The 17,372-nt window shown below is 43.2% G+C and carries 11 protein-coding genes; 7 read left to right on the top strand and 4 right to left on the bottom strand.

The window, feature by feature from the left end; all coding sequences use genetic code 11:
• Window positions 1-159: 159 nt before the first annotated feature.
• From ACEN9X_RS14620 to ACEN9X_RS14605, 4 genes are all read right to left on the bottom strand, one after another.
• A complete protein-coding gene (locus ACEN9X_RS14620) occupies window positions 160-1,557 on the bottom strand; it encodes an alpha-L-fucosidase (protein ID WP_413671050.1) in 1,398 nt (465 codons plus the stop codon).
• A 412-nt stretch (window positions 1,558-1,969) separates the two neighbouring features.
• On the bottom strand, window positions 1,970-4,417 hold the full coding sequence (locus ACEN9X_RS14615; RefSeq protein WP_413671049.1) for a glycoside hydrolase family 2 TIM barrel-domain containing protein: 2,448 nt from the start codon (window positions 4,415-4,417) through the stop codon (window positions 1,970-1,972).
• Between the two features lie 621 nt (window positions 4,418-5,038).
• Complete coding sequence (locus ACEN9X_RS14610) at window positions 5,039-9,268, bottom strand: response regulator (protein ID WP_413671048.1); 4,230 nt, start codon at window positions 9,266-9,268, stop codon at window positions 5,039-5,041.
• A 353-nt stretch (window positions 9,269-9,621) separates the two neighbouring features.
• Complete coding sequence (locus ACEN9X_RS14605; RefSeq protein WP_413671047.1) at window positions 9,622-11,283, bottom strand: UxaA family hydrolase; 1,662 nt, start codon at window positions 11,281-11,283, stop codon at window positions 9,622-9,624.
• A gap of 182 nt (window positions 11,284-11,465) precedes the next feature.
• Here ACEN9X_RS14605 and ACEN9X_RS14600 point away from each other — a divergent pair, with 182 nt between their 5' ends.
• The 7 genes from ACEN9X_RS14600 to ACEN9X_RS14570 all read left to right on the top strand — a co-directional run bounded on the left by ACEN9X_RS14600 (window position 11,466) and on the right by ACEN9X_RS14570 (window position 17,330).
• Window positions 11,466-12,332, top strand: coding sequence for an AraC family transcriptional regulator (locus ACEN9X_RS14600; protein ID WP_413671046.1), 867 nt, complete (start codon window positions 11,466-11,468; stop codon window positions 12,330-12,332).
• Window positions 12,333-12,509: 177 nt separating this feature from the next.
• On the top strand, window positions 12,510-13,802 hold the full coding sequence (gene fucP, locus ACEN9X_RS14595; protein WP_413671045.1) for an L-fucose:H+ symporter permease: 1,293 nt from the start codon (window positions 12,510-12,512) through the stop codon (window positions 13,800-13,802).
• Window positions 13,799-14,134 carry an L-rhamnose mutarotase gene (locus tag ACEN9X_RS14590; protein ID WP_413671044.1) on the top strand — a complete coding sequence of 112 codons (336 nt, stop codon included), beginning with the start codon at window positions 13,799-13,801 and terminating at the stop codon, window positions 14,132-14,134. Before fucP ends, ACEN9X_RS14590 begins: the two co-directional genes overlap by 4 nt.
• A gap of 2 nt (window positions 14,135-14,136) precedes the next feature.
• A complete protein-coding gene (locus ACEN9X_RS14585; RefSeq protein ID WP_413671043.1) occupies window positions 14,137-14,901 on the top strand; it encodes an SDR family NAD(P)-dependent oxidoreductase in 765 nt (254 codons plus the stop codon).
• A 7-nt stretch (window positions 14,902-14,908) separates the two neighbouring features.
• Window positions 14,909-15,787: a fumarylacetoacetate hydrolase family protein gene (locus ACEN9X_RS14580; protein ID WP_413671042.1), complete on the top strand. Its 879-nt coding sequence runs from the start codon at window positions 14,909-14,911 to the stop codon at window positions 15,785-15,787.
• Window positions 15,777-16,565, top strand: a complete 789-nt coding sequence (locus tag ACEN9X_RS14575; RefSeq protein WP_413671041.1) for an SDR family oxidoreductase — start codon at window positions 15,777-15,779, stop codon at window positions 16,563-16,565. Before ACEN9X_RS14580 ends, ACEN9X_RS14575 begins: the two co-directional genes overlap by 11 nt.
• A gap of 18 nt (window positions 16,566-16,583) precedes the next feature.
• Window positions 16,584-17,330, top strand: coding sequence for a (Fe-S)-binding protein (locus tag ACEN9X_RS14570; protein ID WP_413671040.1), 747 nt, complete (start codon window positions 16,584-16,586; stop codon window positions 17,328-17,330).
• Window positions 17,331-17,372 lie beyond the last annotated feature (42 nt).

The raw sequence follows: 17,372 nt of genomic DNA, 5'->3' as shown, positions 1-17,372 counted from the left end.
CATTAAATTGTGCAAAAAACTTCCTGCCATATTATCGATTGACCAGCAAATATTAATTTAAGATGCTTATACAACTGTTGTAAGGATGCGGTAAGTCTTAGCGACATAATTTTTAAAGTTGAATTCGACACGCCGATAATAAAATTGCTGAGGAGTAAATTAAAAATGTCCCGATTTTGTTTTTAATTCCAAAGTTGTTACAAGTGGGTCAAGTTGTGCTCCATCTAGGTGAATTATAATACCATTTTGATCCTGCAAAACCTTCACTTTTGATCCACCAAGTATTTTGCAAGAAGCCACTTTTATATCGATGACCGGAAGCCTGATATCTGTTGTTCCCGCAGGCATTTTTAACAAGTGGATATATATATTTTTCCCTTTGTGCGTTGAACCATAATAATTATCAACAGGCTCGAATGGCCCTGGACGGGTTCCATAGATACCTTCGCCGTTTTTGATAAGCCATTGCCCTACTTCTTTTAAACGTTCTATATGTGTCTGCGGAATAACGCCGTCGGCATCGGGGCCGACGTTTAATAGCATGTTGCCACCACGGTCAACGGTATTGACCAGATATTCTACAATAAGTTTCAGCGGCATCAGATTTTGAGCTTTGTTATATCCCCAACTGGTTCTATTCAAATTGAGGCATTTTTCCCATGGGATAGGTAAGATTGGACCTTTAACAGGTTCATCCCCTTCATTGGTTTGAAAGTCTCCAGCCATACCTGACCTTGGATTGATTACTATATCAGGATTGTAACTTCTAACCATGGCATTGAGCTTTAGCGGCTCCCAAAACCAGGCCGCATCTGCATCGGTACCCTTATGAGCAAGCCATCCGCCATCATACCAAAGAATCTCGATTTTTCCGTAATTCTTCATCAATTCCTCCACCTGTCCATAAGTTTGTTTTTTTAGCAAAGCCGCGTTTTCAGGCTGCCCTTTAGGATCAAAATATCCGGGGAAACGCCAATCTAACGGGGAATAGTAAAGTCCGACGTGCAGACCAGCCTTGCGGCATGCTACGACATATTCTTTAACAAAATCGCGATGCGCTGCCATTTCCCAGCTATTAAAGTGCTTGTAACTTGCTGGGCTATTCCATAGCGCAAACCCTTCATGATGCCTGGCCGTCAATACCATGTATTTCATCCCCGCATCTTTTGCGACCTTCGCCCAGGCATCCGCATTGAAATGTTGTGGATTGAATCGATCGGCTAACTTGGCATATTCACTTGCAGGAATTTTTTGATTAAACATAGTCCATTCGCCAGTAGCAGGAATAGCATACAGCCCCCAATGAATAAACATGCCAAACTTTTGGTCTTCCCACCATTGCATTTTTTCTGGAGGCAAATTCGATCCAGGCCCCTTTACTCCGTCAACGGCATTCTTTAAACCTCCATAAATATTGCCCTTTAGCATTGATTTTTTTTCATCATCTCCCATTTGTTGGGCAATGGTAGTCAACGATGCCGCAATAAGCAACAAGGTAAGGCAGGCTGTTTGAAGTCGCATTTTGTTTCTTGGCATATTTTTAGAGTTGAAGTTCATATTTGTTTTGCTAATTTTCAGTTTAGACAATCCCCATTTTTTTATTCTTCTATAATCACGGCTTTTAATATGGCTTTATATACGGATGTGTTTGGGCCGATACTCTTGCGCGTTTATTCGCCCTCATCGTTATCACCATGCGAAATGGTTGCACTTCAATGCCGCAAATGAATTCTCTGCGAAAAGATAATCTCTGTACCCCCCCCCAGCATTATACCATTGCACTGCCACCAAGAAATTGCTATAAGTGCTTTCGAAACGTGGCCAAATGAAAATTAAAAGATGGCAGGCCCGGAAGATGCATCTGCTTTCAGCGTATATTAGGGTAAAGTCAGCCGTCGCGCAAAAAATAAAACTAACAATTGAATTCTTTTCACGTGTCCTTATAAGGAATGTTAAACGCTAGTACAGTTCAGTGCGTAGTAACTACGATTTGCGTTCCTGTCAATTCCTTTGCCGTCGCTTTCAAAGTTATTACGCCCGCTTTTCCATTCGGGCGAAGGATGGCCAGGCATCTTCCATTAAATGTTTTCCGTTCTTTTTGGTGAAAGCTGGCAACATCCGTGGGGTTAGCATTGCCGACCGCTGCCAATTCCCCGGATCCTTCAACTGAAAAATGAATTAGTACCTCAGAGTTTGGAACGACCTGATTATTTTCGTCCACAACCTCTACTGTCACATAAGATAAATCATTCTTTGATGCCTTAATCCGCCTATGATCAGCTATTAAACGAATGCGTTTCGCAGTTCCTGCGGTCTTGAGCACAAACGCGGCTGTTTCTTTGCCGTTCTCAACATTTACTGCTTCCAATGTTCCTGGGTGATACGCAACATTAAAAACGGCAGTGATACTTGTATCGGTGATTGCTTGTTCGCCCACAACCTTACCATTTAACTTTAACCGTACCATTGGCGCACGGGAAAATACCCGTACCTTCAAGGATTTACCTTCAACACCAGGCCACGTCCAGCTTTGTTGTTCCTGAGGCCATCCCCAAGGACTGATATTTTCAATCATTCCATCCGGCATGGGTTCATGAACCGCCATCGCAATTGGGCGTTTGCTCCAAACCACGTCCCTGTAGTAAGACTGGGGCTTTTTCTGACCGATCAGGTCGATATCACCACACCACGCGTTATACCAGGGCCAACTATTGGATTTATAGCTTTGCTTGGTATCATAGTATGCATTACCAAGACCTGCCTCACCTAGATAATCCATTGCCGTCCAAACGAAATCTCCTAATACATATCGGTTTTTTTCTGCGACTTTCCAGTTTTCGAGCGCCTCCTGAGGCAGGGTTTCCGTGCCTACAATGATGCGATAAGGAAATTCTTTATGATCTTTTTCATATTCACGCCATAGATAGTTATAGCCGCTGACGTCCAGCAAAGCGAAGGTGGGGATCGTCATGCTCCAATGTTTATCCTTATTAGCAGAGTCCCAACATTTACACACGGCCTCAGTAGTTGGCCGGGTGGGATCGAGCCTGTGAACTTCATTAACAAGTTGCTTTACAATACGCACGCCAGCGGTATCAAGCACCTCCGGAAGCTCGTTCCCGATACTCCAGATAATAACAGAAGGATGGTTTCGGTCCCTCAATATCATATTCTGCAAATCTCTTTGCCACCATTCCTTAAAAAATTGATGGTAATCATTCGGCGTCTTAGGTTTTTCCCACATATCGTACGCTTCATCAATGACAAGCATGCCCATTCGATCACACGCATTCAATAATTGTGTGGACGGAGGGTTATGGGTAAGACGTACGGCATTAAATCCGTTATTCTTTAACAGCTCAATCTTTCGCTCTTCTGCTCTGTCAATGGTAACAGACCCTAATGGCCCATTATCGTGATGAATACAACCACCTTTCAACAATACATGTTTTCCATTCAGCAGTAAGCCGTTTTCAGGTGAGAAGGATAGGCTACGGATTCCGAAAATAGTTTCAATCCGGTCTAAAACATTGTTACCCTCGTTGATCTGGGTAACGGCTTTATAAAGAGAGGGTCTTTCGACTGACCACACTGATGGGTTCGAAATCAAAATAGTTTCTTCCGTTTTTTTGGATACCGCCGGGTCTATTATGAGATTACTTCGTGTGTTGCCCACGACTTTCCCTTCTGGTGAAAGGAAGGTAGTGACCACTTGTATTTGCCGTCGAACAGGTCCTGCGTTATTGATCATGGCTTGTATATTGACAGATGCTTTGCCCATAGAAACCTTAGGTGTAGTAATGTAAATTCCCCATGGAGCAATTGCTACCGGGCCGGTAATATTTAGCCAAACATGCCGATAAATGCCGGAACCGCTATACCAACGTGAGTTTTGTCCTTCATTTCTGACACGGACAGCTAATGTGTTTTCCTGATTACCCGCCTTCAAAAACGGTGTCAAATCATAATAGAAAGGTGTGTAACCATAAGGATGATTTCCCAAATGATGTCCATTAAGCCAGACGTCTGAATTCATGTACACGCCATCAAAATGGATGACTACATGTTTGTCTTTTAACCAGCTTTGAATTCTGAATTTTTTTCTATACCAACCAGTACCTCCGCGGGTAAATCCGGTTTGTGTAAGTCCAGGGCTGCTTTTATCAAACGGGCCAACGATACTTCCTTCGCTTTGATTGGGCAGGTCGTCAATGCTCCAATCATGTGGCAGGTCCACCTTTTTCCATTTAGAGTCATTAATGGCTACTCCCTCTCCATTTGCAATAGAATCTTTCAAAAATCGCCAATTGCTATCAAACGAAGTTGTTCGGTTGTTAGGGTAGCGGACACTTGTTTTAATTTGAGCAGTAACAGTAGTTATAGTAAATAATAAGAATACTGAGAAAAACTTTTTCATTATTAGGATTGGATATTTTAATTCTTTAACGCCCTGTTATTTTTCCACCTGTAACTTTGGATTTATAGCAGCGCCCGTAACAACATCGTAAGGTTGCTAGTTTGCTAATCCTGTGAAAGTAAAAGAACATTTGTTGGCGCAGCGAGTTCGGCTTTTGTATGAAAAACCAATTAGGCAATATGCCACAACACGGTATATTATGTAAGCCACATGCTTAATTAATCTTTGGTTATAATATCTGACAAAGAACGATTCAGCAATGGCAATTCAGGATGCCCTATCGTTCAAATTTGTTGTCTGGTAGTACATAATGCACCTTAAAGGGATATTTAAGCGTTTAAAACCCGCGGTAATCTTGATTAAGATCGTACTTTGAATTCTGCGTGTTTTACGCTACTCTAAGATAAATTTAATCCAATTTTTATAATATCGTTTATCCGGAAAAGGAAGGTAACAAAAACGCGCGCTTAACTATGACGCACATAAAACCAGTGATCCAGTATGGGGCCGTAGAACTGTGGGGGTGTAGCCGCATCGATCTGGTTGGAGGTTGCATGCGATTTTTTAGTTTAGAACGCATTGCAATGAGTTAATTATTACCAACGCAGCCTCCTGAACGAATTATGAAGCGGAAGATTTTTGATTTTTTAAAGATTTGAGAAACTCAGATGGAGATTGGCCAAACTCTTTTTTAAATGCTCGCGAAAAATAAGAATTGCTAATTAACCCAATCCGGTATACGACGTCATTTAAGGTAACATCCTCATTGGTCATTATATGAGCCGCTTTCTTTAATCGTACCGTACGAATGAATTCACCCACTGACTGACCTGAAATGCCTTTTATTTTCTGATAAAGCTTAGTTCGGCTGATGAATAATTGCCTGCAAAGGAAATCGACGTCTAATTCGGGCTCTTCGATATTCTGTTCGATGACTAATAATAGTTTATCTATGAATTCTTTGTCTTTTTTAGAGGATGTCAGTTCAGAGGCGTCGGCATAATAATCCTTTTTATATTTGACGATAAGTTTACTCCGTTGCTCGAAGATGTTATGAATCGTAAGTAGAAGCAGGTTAGTACTGAAGGGTTTCGAGAAATAATAGTCTGCACCGTATTCGAGTCCCTCAATTTTTGACTCGAGCGAATCTTTCGCCGTCAGTAGCATAAAAGGGATATGGCTGGTTAATAGATTAACTTTGATTACCCGGCATAACTCGATACCGTCCATATTCGGCATCATAATGTCGCTGATAATAAGGTCGGGGATAAGCGATACTGCCAGTTCGTACGCCTGTACGCCATCTTCAGCCTCATATATGTTGTAGTGCTCGACCAAAACGCTCTTGAGGAATAGCCTCAGTTCTCTGTTGTCTTCAGCTATAAGAATGTTTTTCCCTAAAGTATTTTTCTTGTTTAATTCAAACCCCACTGGGTCATCATCGCCACCTTCAATCTGAAGCGCCACCGAGTTAATGTCAATTTTTTCCAAGGAAACTTCCGCTTTCTTAGCTGTATATGATTTACGCTCTTCATCGCTGTAATTCAACTCACCAAATGGTAGTCCTATGATTATTTCAGTGCCTTTGTTGCGTTCGCTATATACAAAAATGTCACCCTTATGAAGAACAGTGAGACTCTTTACTAATGCCAACCCGACGCCGGAACCTAATTGAGTATTGCTCACCCGGTAAAATCGATCGAAAATAAGCTCAATGGAATCTTCTGAAATCCCAACTCCAGTATCTGCAATGCGAAAAAAAATATATCTATTTGCTCGGTATTCATTCAGTATTTGAAATCCCTTTTTGTATAGCGGTTCAAACGAATCAAAATCGTGAAAAACTTCAAGTGTCACAGTGCCGCCCTCTTGCGTATATTTAAATGCGTTGTTTAATAAATTAAACAATATTTTTTCCACGATAGGTGGATCGAACCAGTTAGAGACATCATCAACGGTATCCTTTACAACAAAATCGATTCTTTTTTTTATTGCAAGTTCCCGAAACTCATCTGATGTTTCCTTGACAAAATGAGCTACTGAAATCTTTTCAACGGTCAACTTTATCATACTGTCGGCGACCTTTCTGAAATTCATTAGTTCCGAAATCAAATTGACTAACCGCTTGGCATTTCGGTACATGAGGGAGTAGGACTGCGATAGCTCTGAACCATCATGATATTTGATCATTCGCTCTAACGGGCCCATAATAAGCGTCAACGGCGTCCTGAACTCATGAGAAATATTTGTAAAGAATTGAACTTGCTGTTGGAATAGCTCCTCCTTGTGGCGATGTATCTCTTCCTGATTCCTTTGCTCAATATTTTTGAGAGCTATTTCGTTTTCCAGCCGGTAGAACCGTCTTTGGTAAACATAGATGGCAATCAATACTGAGAAAATTAATAGTATATACACGAATTTGGCAATACCAGAGTACCACCACGGCGGTGCAACGTCAATAAAAAGTACAGCTTCAGTTCGTCCCCAGATTCCGTCGTTATTTGTTCCTTGCACTACAAATCTATAATCTTTATAGTCCAAATTAGCATAAGTTGCACTCGGATTACGACCATCGGTATACTTCCATTCATTATCAAACCCTTCAAGCCTATACCTGTACCGGCATTTGAGAGCATTAGCATAATGGAGGGAAGAAAATGAAATAATGAAATAGTTTTGGTCATGTCTTAACCTGATTTCTTTGATTTTAGTTATCGCTGTGCTCAATGCATTTTCCTGATTCTGTCGCGATGCGATGCTAGAATTGTCATTAATAATGAAGTCCGTTATTGCAGGCGTGGCTGGGATTTTATTTTTTGTAATGCTGTCAGGATAAAAGTAGTTGAGACCATCAATTCCTCCAAAGTAGAGCCTGCCATCCTTTCCTTTGAGAGAGGCCCCCACTTTAAAGCTCGTTCCTTGTAAACCATCATTCTTATCAAACTTGGTAATGCTGGAACTAAGATGGCTAAATTTTTCAAGGCCATTTCCTCCCATCCACAAATTTCCCTTTGCGTCCAATTCTATTGTTTCAACATCATTAAAAACGCCCTGTTTTCTACCATACCATTTGATTGTGGCTCTGTTATTAGCACCCAATCTAAGGCGATCCAATCCTCCACCTATCGTGCCTATCCAATATGTGCTGTCGTCGCCTTTTTTAATCGGGTATGTATAGTTTGAACTCAGAGAAGCTGCGGCGGATCCGTTGCCAATGGAATAATGATAGTTTTTAAGAATATTCCCGTTTTTGTCAATAATAAATCGGTTCAAGCCTTTGGCACTCGACACGGTAAGCACCGGCTGATGGCTATCCGCTAAAATGCAAAGCCCGATACCTGCGCGCAGGCTTTTTACATGATACCTATTCCTGTTATCACGATATATGCAACCGAAACCATCGTCGAGCCCGCCGAACCAAATGTTACCAAAACAGTCAACTGACAATGCGTCTATGATGTGCGAGGGAAATTTTTCTTGACCTGCAAATTTCAAAATTTGCGTTCTGTTCTTGTTCAGTACATCAATTCCATTACTGGTCCCTATCCAAAGGTTTTGATCCTTGTCTAAAACTAAAGAGGTGACTTCATTGCTTTTCAACTTAATAGGCGAAGTCGTCGTGTTGTACTCAATGAATTTTTTTGTTAAAAAATTATAGCTGTTCAGGCCATTTTCGTGGGTTCCTATGTAAATCCTATTTTTACCATCTTCTAAAAGTGACCGGATATGATCGCCAGAAAGCGAGTTTTTGTCCTCGGGATTGTGCTTAAAGGTATAGAAGGCTTTTTTATTAAGATCACAGAAGTCTACGCCACCACCATATGTGCATAGCCATAGACACTCAGTCCGGTCAATAAATACCTTACTGAGGTAATTTGTATTTATGCTGCCACTGTAACTTTTACTAGTGGTAATGCTTTTTAAATTTAATTCGTTATCCAAATAATAAAGGCCTTTCTCTGTGCATACCCAATAATGATCTTTATTATCCTGCAATATGTCGACGGAATGTGCATTGCCTGGCAGAGTGTTTAATTTGGAAACTTTTAGTACTTCAGCATCATAATGCCTTCCATTCTGCTGTTGATCAATTAGAAATACATGAGAATTGGCTAACAGGATCATGTCATCATGGCGATTAAAATAAATGCCACTATAACTGATCGCTGTGTTCCCTCCTGTAAAACGCAATTTCTTGAGTTCACGCCCCTCTTTTAACATCCAGATCCCTCTATTACTAGAAGCAAATAAATTTTTATTCTTGTCAACTGCGATCCCCGAAAAGCTGACATCTTCAGGGTATGTAACCTTAATCTCAGACAAAACTGTTCCCGAGATATGAAAGAGCTTTAATTTATCTCTAAACATCCCGGCAAGGATATTTCCCGGCAGCATTTGCAATTGTAAACAGCTATCGGGTTTTCTATCATGGGTGATATAGCTTATTTTTAAAAACTTTCCTTGTACAGGGTCGAAACAACCGACACCATAATCCCCCCCCAGCCAAATTCTATTGTCGTTTTCAATATGAAGAGTTCTGATCCGATTATTGAAGCCATTGTTCAATGAATCAGTAGAATTATAAAAACGCTTTATCGAATAGCCGTCGTACCGGTCTAAACCAAACAGCGTGGCGATCCAAATAAAACCCTTTCGGTCTTGTTTAATATCTTTAGCATCAGTATGCGATAAGCCATTATCAACAGTGAGGTAAGAGAACTTTAACTGTAGTTGCTGAGCGCGAAGCGAATGGCATAGCAAAACCAAAACAAAAAAAAGAATGTTCTTTTTTATTTTGCGAATGGTATTAAAGAACCGACTTCGGCGAGTCCGCCTATCAAATAATAACATATTGTAACTGAAAAACCCAACTCTTAATCTACCGATTATTTCCACTTAATGTCTCCGCACTTGATCATAACTTTATCAACCTACTTATATCACTTAATAGAAATCAAGTGAGATGTGAGTCAACACCAATAAGTGTGAACTATATTTTATAATTCAATGGTTTATAATTGCCTTTGCTGATTTACTCCCAAAATAACAAAAATAATAAAAAAATAATCATTAAAGTAAATTTTTAGATGCCCTATTTGGTTTAGTTACAACACTAATTAATCCAATAATCCAGGTAAAGTTGAATTTATTTAAGGCATTCGATTGGTAAAGTATAACTGTTAAATTTTGAGATGGTGAAGAATCTATAGCGACACCCCCCGTTTCCATGGAATGAAATCGTCCTGCCCGAGTAAAACGGCCTTGGGCTGAATATCGCCACTTGCAACTTGAATGATGTATTCTAAAATACGTTCGGCACTTTGCTCAATAGTTTCCGTGCCTTCGATAATGGTACCACAATTGATATCGATGATATCGGGCATTTTCCGGAACGTTGCGGTATTAGTTGATAATTTAATGACTGGTGTTACCGGATTTCCTGTCGGTGTGCCGAGCCCGGTGGTAAATAATACGATATTGGCACCTGCTGCTACTTCGGCTGTAGTACTTTCAACGTCGTTTCCGGGCGTACAAAGCAGATTTAAACCGGGTTCTTTGACCTTTCCCGGATAATCTAGAACATCAACTACAGGTGATATGCCACCTTTTTTTGCAGCACCGGCAGATTTAATCGCATCGGTAATAAGGCCATCCCTGATATTGCCGGGAGACGGGTTGGCATGGAAACCAGATCCGGATTCTTCTGCTTTTCTGTTATAGATGGTCATCAAATTCATAAAACGCTCAGCGATTTCATTATTAATGCAACGATCACTTAAATTTTGTTCAACGCCGCAGAGTTCGGGAAATTCTGCTAAAATCACAGATCCTCCTAAGGCCACAATGATATCAGATACATACCCTAGGGCCGGGTTCGCTGATATTCCCGAAAATCCGTCGGATGCGCCGCATTCCAAACCGATACACAATTTGGACAAGGGCGCAGGGCTCCTGGAAGTCAGATTTACTTGCATCAGGCCCACAAACGTTTGAACAGTTGCCTTTTTAAGTAACCGCTTTTCAGTGCCCTCATTTTGCTGTTCCAAAATAACCAGCGGCTTATTAAAATTCCGGTCACGTTTGCTGATTTCTCTTTTTAAGATGTCTGCCTGAGCATGTTGACATCCAAGACTAAGCACTGTCGCACCTGCAACGTTAGGATGCGTAATATAGCCGGCCAGCAACCCGCAAAGGGCGTCGGAATCTAGGCGCGTTCCTCCGCAGCCCAATTCATGCGTCAAAAACTTGATACCGTCCACGTTCTGGAATAAGCGGGGGCGCCCATGATTTTGTTCCGTGAAAATAGGAGCTGTCTCCAATATTTGTTCCGGCGTATATCCGGCCCGGTAAAAGTCGATCAGTTGCTGTACATCGGCTACGTAAGCAGACGGCCTAGAATAACCCAGTTGGTCGAGAAAAGCATCGCTTAAAACTTTAACATTTCTGTTTTCACAAAAAACCAGCGGCACAACCAGCCAGTAATTAGCTGTTCCTACCGCACCGTCGTCCCTGATATAACCCATGAAGGTACGGCTAATCCACGCTGAAACATCGGGCTTTTGCCAGGAAAGATGCCGTTCGCCCAGCCGAAATCCATTGGCGGCATGTTTGATATTGCCGGTGGTAATAGCTGTCCCGCGGGGGATCACTTCAGTTGCTAATCCCACTAAAACACCATACATGTATACCGCATCACCGCATTGGAGATCCCTGATCGTAAATTTATGTTTCGCAGGAACGTTTGTTATTAAATAAAGATCAGAACCACCAAACGAGATTGCTGTCCCTTTTTTTAGATCCGTTAAAGCTACCAAGACATTATCGTCTCGGTGAATTTGCATAAAAGTTTGTAAGGAATTTTGCATAGAAAAGTATTACCGAACGGTCTTTATTTAAAAGAAGTTTACTTATGCCTACTCCAATAACCGTTCAACCAGCAAATAAAGCCAGGAGAATGACCGGATATACACTAATTATTGCCAACTTGTTAAGTTATTTTGGCAGCGGCGTTTGATGTTCTCTTTTATAACAAGTAAATTTATTTTCAATGAAACCGCAACTCTTAAAAGTCTCCACCAATCCGTCACATTCTTTCAATGTCCGGAGAGATTTACAGCCCACAAATAATCGCTGGCACTACCACCCTGAAGTAGAACTAATACACATTAGAAAGGGAAGTGGAACACAATTTATCGGAGACAACATCAGAGCGTTTGACCCTGGAGACGTTATATTGGTAGGCGCCCAATTGCCGCATTTCTGGCGCTTTGAAAACGAAATTAACGGCAATAATTCCCTGCCAGATGCTGACGTAACAGTCGCTCATTTTACGCTCGATTTCTGGGGGGCTAAATTCCTGCTGCTACCGGAGAACAGGGTGATAAGGGAGGTACTTGAAAAAGCAAAAAGAGGGATTCTTGTTACTGGACAGAATAAAGCAAAAGTGGCAAGGATCCTCGACCGTATGCTACACGCTGAGGGGTACACCCGGATTATGCTATTATTAGAGGCAATAGGTAGTATTGCCAGTTGTGAAAGCCTTGAGTTACTTTCGTCCATGGGGTTTGCTTCAGAGCCCGCGGGCGCAGAAGATGAACGAATTAATGTCATCTATGACTATTCATTAAAAAACTACACAAGTAAGATTCGTATCGATCGTGTAGCCAAAGAGGCCAAAATGAGCGTTCATTCATTTTGCCGTTATTTCAAATCCAGGACCGGTAAAACTTACTCCAGGTTTCTTATTGAGCTCCGGGTAGGCAAAGCATGTAAACTGCTGATTGAAAATAAGATCAGTGTAAAACAAATCTGTTATGAATGCGGTTTCAGCAATTTTACTTGTTTTCATAAATATTTTAAACAAGTGACTGGTAAGAGCCCTGTCGCATATCAGAAAGATTTTATTAATACTTAATATTACTTAAAGCTTTTTAAGAGAAGAAGCTATCCAACCAGCAGGAAATTCCCTAAAAAAAGGCACATTAACCAATTTGCCAACATAGCTTAATTATTTGACGAACTTTTAGCACGATCGATCGTGCAAAGGCGATTTATTTGTGTCCTGTAATCATCCGGTGAAAGTACCCGGGAGATGATGAAAACCATTTTAGATATGCCTAAAAACTCCTATTTTTTACCATTCGTCCTGATCACATCGCTCTTCTTTTTATGGGGGTTTGCGCATAATCTTGACCCGGTTTTAATCCCGCATCTTAAACGGTCTTTTACGCTGACGACAACGCAGGCTACCTTGGTAGACTCTGCTGTCTTTATCGCTTACTTTCTCATGGCTGTTCCGGCGGGCATGATCATGAAAAAATATGGCTACCAAAAAGGCATCATCATCGGTTTATTGATTTTTGCCAGCGGCTGTTTCCTCTTTATACCGGCCGCAAACACGCGCCAATATTCATTTTTTCTGGTTGCACTTTTTGTTATTGCGACGGGACTGACTCTTTTGGAAACTGCCGCTAACCCGTATGCGGCGGTTTTAGGAGATCCGGAGACTGCAACACGCAGACTCAATCTTTCCCAGTCCTTTAACGGCCTGGCCGCTGCCTTGGCCCCTGTGATCGGGGGACGGCTGATCCTGACGAAAGGATTTTCGGACGAAACGCTCGGTCACCTATCAGAAGCCGCACGGAAGGCGGCGCTTGCGTCAGAAGCTTCGTCGGTAAAAATACCCTACCTGGTGCTCGGCTTGCTGCTGATCCTTATCGCGGTAGCCTTTGCTTTTATCAAGTTGCCCGTATTTAAAGAACAAAGTCATGCAGCCGGAAAAAACATTTTCAGCGCGTTTGCGCACCGTCATTTGTCCTGGGCGGTAGCGACGCAATTCTTTTACGTTGGCGCACAGGTATGTGTCTTTAGCCTATTCATTTTATACACCGAAAAATCTGCCGGCCTGAAGCAAGTGGAGTCCACCTATTACCTCGGCTTGTGCGGAATTGCGTTCCTGGCCGGACGTTTTGTAAGTACACTTATTTTTATGCGTTATGCCCGGCCGGAAAAGCTGCTGGCGGCCTATGCGCTCATCAATATATGTCTTTGCATAGGCGCTGTCCTTTTGCATGGCATGGTAACGGTGTACCTCGTTATCGCCACCTGTTTCTTTATGTCGATCATGTTTCCGACTATTTTTTCCCTGGGTATCCATGGGCTCGGCCGCGATATCGAGTACGGCAGCAGCCTGTTGGTCATGTCAATCGTAGGAGGCGCTATCTTGCCTAGGGTTTTCGGTTATATCAGCGACTGGACAGGAAATATTCAATTGGGGTATCTGGTACCGTTAGGATGTTTTCTCATTGTTTTCCTGTTCGGTGTAAGCGGCCATCGTATAAGCGTCAAAAAAGTGACTAATTCTCCTACTTACAGTCAGTTATGAGAAGATATTGTTTAGCGTTAGATCTCGTTGACAACGCGGACTTGATCTGCGAATATGAGCAATACCACGAACGGGTGTGGCCTGAAATCAGGAAAAGCATTGTCGATGCCGGTATCCTCGAGATGAACATTTACCGATTTAGCAACCGGCTTTTGATGACTATAGATGCGGTCGATGACTTTAGTTTTGAAAGGAAGGCGCTCATGGACGGTCTTAATCCAAAGGTACAGGAATGGGAACAGCTGATGTGGAAATATCAGCAATCCATACCTGGGTCGGAACAGGGTGAAAAATGGGTTTTAATGAAAAATATATTCTCATTAAGTAAATAGTTATGTTGGATTTGACAGGAAAAATAGCCGCGATAACTGGCGGTGGCAGCGGCATTGGCGCTGCAACGGCAGCCTTATTTGCCAGACAGGGTGCCACATTGCACCTGATCGACCTGAATGCAGCGGTGGCCGAAGCGGTATGTGATGCCATTACACATGAAGGCGGCAAATGTGTCGTTCACCCCTGCGATGTCAGCAATCAGCAGGATGTCAATAAGGTGTTTGGAGCCATCGGTCGTGTAGATATACTCGTGAACAACGCCGGCATTGCCCATGTTGGCCGCGCGGATAATACGGATGAAGAAGATTTTGACCGGGTTTACCGGATCAATGTAAAAGGGGTTTACAACTGTCTCCATGCTGTGTTGCCCGGCATGATTGCCGATCAAGGCGGGGTCATCCTCAACTTATCGTCGATCGGAGCTGTAGTCGGCATTGCAGAGCGCTTTGCTTATTCGATGAGCAAGGGGGCCGTTCAAGCCATGACGTTTTCCGTTGCCCGGGATTTCCTTTCCCATCACATTCGATGCAATTGTATCTATCCGGCACGTGTACATACACCTTTTGTTGACGGCTTTATTGCTAAAAACTACCCCGGTCAGGAACAGGAAATGTTCGACAGGCTTTCCAAATCGCAGCCGATAGGCCGCATGGGCAAAATAGACGAGATCGCTTCGCTTATCCTGTTTCTATGTTCAGATGAGGCAGGTTTTATTACCGGATGTGACTATGCCATCGATGGTGGATTTGTCAAATTAAACAACTAACCAGGCTATGAAATTATTCAGATATGGCAAACCGGGCAAAGAAAGGACGGCGGTTATCTACCGCAGTCACAGTCTAGACGTTTCCGGATTTACGGAAAATTATGACGAACCGTTTTTCGAAAATGATGGTTTGGTTAGGCTTAGAGAATACGTTAAGGCCAATCACTCCCGTTTGGCGCCGGTAAGCGCAGGCGAGCGTTTGGGTTGTCCCATCGGCCGGCCTTCTAAAATCGTATGTATCGGACTTAACTATGCCGATCATGCACGTGAAACGAATGCTCAGGTTCCTTCCGAACCTGTCATTTTCCTGAAGAGCACTACTGCGATCATAGGGCCGAATGATGATGTAATCATTCCCAAAAACTCGGTCAAGACGGACTGGGAGGTTGAACTGGGGGTGGTCATCTGCCACAGAGCATCATACCTTAATGAAAGCGAGGCTGTAAATTGTATTGCAGGATACGTATTACACAATGACATTTCGGAGCGGGAATTTCAACTGGAAAGAAACGGCACCTGGGATAAAGGCAAGGGCTGCGATACCTTCGCACCACTGGGGCCTTACCTGGTGACCACCGACGAAATTAATGACATCAATAACCTGCGTTTACATTTGCATGTCAACGATCAATTGATGCAAAATGGGACCACTTCAAACCTCATTTTCAAAATACCTTATCTAATATCATACGTCAGCCAGTTTATGACCTTGTTGCCTGGTGATATCATTTCTACCGGTACGCCGGCCGGTGTAGGGCTTGGGATGACTCCACCGGTTTACCTGAAACCTGGCGATATCATGGACCTGGAGATTGAGGGCTTGGGATCACAACGGCAACAAGTTAAAGCGTGGGGAAAGAATAACCTGGAGAATTATGGATCTTAATATTCACGATAAGATCATCATTGTGAGCGGAGGCGCCAAGGGAATTGGTGAGGGTATTACCCGGGTACTGGCGGAAGAAGGCGCAATTCCGGTAATTGTTGGCAAAGACGAAGATGATAACTTGGCCTTACTGAAGGAAATCATACAGATTTCCGGCAAGGGTTTTCAGGTGGTGGCGGAGCTCACAGACCCGCTGGAATGTAAAAAAGCGATTGATTTAACGATCGCTCGATACGGGCGCATAGATGGTCTGATTAACAATGCGGGACTGAATGACGGCGTGGGACTTGAAAAGGGGAACTATGAAGAGTTCATGACCTCTCTGCACCGTAACCTGCTGCATTACTACCTGTTAGCACACTATTCGTTGCCGGCACTTAAAATAGCGAAAGGCAGTATTGTTAATATCACTTCGAAGACTGCCGAAACAGGACAGGGTCACACTTCCGGTTATGCCGCGGCTAATGGCGCACGTAACGCTTTGACACGCGAGTGGGCTGTTGAATTGATCAAGTATGGCATCCGCGTTAACGCTGTAGTGGTTGCCGAATGCTGGACACCGCAATATGAAAATTGGATCAGGACGCTTCCACATGCGGAAAGCAAACTCGAAGAAATCAAAAGAAAGATCCCCCTGGGCCGACGCATGACGACCACGAACGAAATCGCGAATGCGGTCGTGTTTCTGTTGTCCGGGCGTTCAAGTCATACGACGGGTCAGCTCATCCATGTCGACGGAGGTTACGTACATCTCGACCGCGCATTGGTAAGGGAATAAACCATTAAACATTACGACATGAGGGTCGGATTATTTATTCCGTGTTATGTAGACCAGTTTTATCCGAACGCAGCCATAGCTACCTTGCAGCTGCTTGAAAAACTGGGTGTGGAAGTTGTATACCCCATGAACCAGACCTGTTGCGGCCAGCCAATGGCCAATTCAGGCTTCGAGCATTTAACGCACGGTTGTAACGAACTGTTCATCAAAAATTTCGACGGGTTCGATTACATTGTGGCGCCGTCGGGAAGTTGCGTGCTGCATATTCGCGAGCACCTGCACGACGAAAAGCAGGAAGCCAATGCCGAAACTATCCGCCATAAAGTTTGGGAGCTCACTTCCTTCCTGACGGATGTACTAAAGGTTGAAAAACTCGACGCCCGTTTCCCGCACAAGGTAGGCGTTCACCAGAGCTGCCACGGTCAGCGTGGACTAAAGCTCTCGCAGATGAGCGAACTGGTAGCGCCGGGTTTTTCCAAGCCGGGAGCGCTGCTCAATATGGTGAAGGATATCGAGCTGATCCAGCTGAACCGGGTTGACGAATGCTGTGGTTTCGGCGGTACGTTTTGCGTTGCCGAGGAAGCCGTATCCGTAAAAGTGGGTAAGGACCGTGTGGGCGATCACATCAGCCACGGTGCGGAATACATTACCGGGGTGGACATGAGCTGCCTGATGCACATGGAAGGCATCCTGAACCGCGAGGGCAGCAAAGTGAAAGTGTTACATATAGCAGAGATTTTGAACAGCAGCCCCCTAACCCCCTGAAGGGGGAACTCTAATATGGTGGAATAAGAAAGGTTGAAGTAG

This window comes from Mucilaginibacter sp. Mucisp86, assembly GCF_047324315.1.
Classification (GTDB): Bacteria; Bacteroidota; Bacteroidia; order Sphingobacteriales; family Sphingobacteriaceae; genus Mucilaginibacter.
Note: the sequence above shows the minus strand (reverse complement) of the source record. Positions and strands in the feature narration are given on the sequence as shown.